This window comes from Variovorax sp. P4_D9 (assembly GCF_056401695.1).
Window position 1 is genome coordinate 1 of record NZ_JBFUIU010001390.1, and the last position, 1,500, is coordinate 1,500.

Genomic DNA, 1,500 nt, shown 5'->3' on the forward strand with positions numbered 1-1,500 from the left:
GGCACAAAGATGACCGCGGTTGTCAAGGTGAATATGACGGACGATCCAAAAGACGTGGATCAAGTCGTCGTGGGAGAGGTGACGTCAACCGTCACGAAGACGTGTAAGCGCGGAGTCGGCGGCGATAAGACCGCCCGTGCGACTTGTCGATGGGCAAATTTCAGGCAGGCGCCCGGAAATCCGTAGGTATAGCGGATGGGGCCGGCCTCCCCGCATCGCCTCGACGGCGCCGCGTGCGAAGTACACGTCGAAGCCGAAGTCGCCGCCGTCCACCTTCTGCGTATTGCGCGCGAGCTGCTCCAGGGTAACGCCGAGGTCCGCCGCGACCGCTGCATTGACGTTCACGTTGTAGAACAAGCCAGTGTCGGTGCGCGGCGCGAAAATCTTCGACCTGCGCTGCGCATACTGCCACGGTGACCAGGGCAAGGTGCCGAAGGGGCCTACCCGCCGCTCGCGGGCAATCGCGCCGAGCTCATGGAGTCGGCGGTCAACTTGATCCAGATCGTGCGCCACGGCGGGTTCCTGCCCTCCACCGGAGGCAATCCGCGGCCGTACGGCATGCCGCCCTTCCGCTATGTGCTCGACGACAGCGATGTCACGGCCGTGCTCACCTACGTACGTGGCTCATGGGGCAACGATGCGCCGCCGGTCACGCCTCGCGACATGCTCCGTCGCTGAACACATCACGTACGTGGGGTTACGTGGCCGCCCGGATGGAATTGCGCAGCAGCCACTCACATAATGGCCTCGCCAGTCCATCGCCCACGGACTGAACCGTGCGCAGATCTTCATGGTGAGGAGGCGTCTTCCAATCATTTATTGAGGAGCCCGCAATGAGCAAGATTCTCGCAATCATGATCGCCGGTCTGTTCGCCGCCGGCGCACAGGCCCAGAATCCTCCGGGTGCTTCGTCGCAGGAGCAGGTCATCACCAACACCAAGCCGCAGGAGCGCGCACAGGCCAAGGACAATGCGAAGCCGCAGGGCAAGGTGAAGCAGGTCGGTGGCGATGAGGTGAAGTCGCCCCTGAACGATGCCATCGGCACGGGCAAGCCGGCCGCGGCGGGCCAGGCGCGCGTGGAAGCACGTGAGGCCAAGGACCCGAACAAGAAGCCCGGCGAGTACCAGGCCCCGCCCAACACGCCCGGCATGCCACCCGCCAAGTGAGTTAGGACCCGCCTCGAGAGGGCGGCCATTGGCATTGATGATGGCCTCTTTGAATGAGGAGGAGAGTCCGTGGAGTCTGCCGTTCCAGTCCGACGATCTCGATCCGCCTGGTATCTGGCGCTCTACGCGCTGTTGCTGATGGCCACGGGCTGCGTATCGGTCAGGCCCGATCCGCTTCCCTCACGACCATGAACCATGGCCGATGGCAAGCGCACCAACGAGCGCTCCTGCTGGGCATGACATTGACCTCGGGCGCCTGCGCTACCTTTGGCTGTTGCTGAGCTCGACGACTCGGGCGTTTTTCACTGTTTCTCTGTAAATCTACGATTTACGG

General features: G+C 63.3%; 4 protein-coding genes. 3 read left to right on the forward strand and 1 reads right to left on the reverse strand.

The genetic code is table 11. From position 1 onward, the window contains the following. Positions 1-84 precede the first annotated feature (84 nt). On the reverse strand, positions 85-357 hold the full coding sequence (locus tag AC1DY5_RS55265) for a hypothetical protein (protein ID WP_478122636.1): 273 nt from the start codon (positions 355-357) through the stop codon (positions 85-87). A 10-nt stretch (positions 358-367) separates the two neighbouring features. On the opposite strand from AC1DY5_RS55265, the gene AC1DY5_RS55270 reads away from it, so the two are divergent. The 3 genes from AC1DY5_RS55270 (at position 368) to AC1DY5_RS55280 (ending at position 1,166) form a co-directional block, all read left to right on the forward strand. Beyond that, positions 368-496 carry a c-type cytochrome gene (locus AC1DY5_RS55270; protein ID WP_478122640.1) on the forward strand — a complete coding sequence of 43 codons (129 nt, stop codon included), beginning with the start codon at positions 368-370 and terminating at the stop codon, positions 494-496. Further along, positions 475-678, forward strand: coding sequence for a c-type cytochrome (locus AC1DY5_RS55275; RefSeq protein WP_478122637.1), 204 nt, complete (start codon positions 475-477; stop codon positions 676-678). Before AC1DY5_RS55270 ends, AC1DY5_RS55275 begins: the two co-directional genes overlap by 22 nt. Positions 679-833: 155 nt before the next feature. After that, complete coding sequence (locus AC1DY5_RS55280; RefSeq protein ID WP_478122639.1) at positions 834-1,166, forward strand: cell envelope biogenesis protein TolA; 333 nt, start codon at positions 834-836, stop codon at positions 1,164-1,166. Positions 1,167-1,500 lie beyond the last annotated feature (334 nt).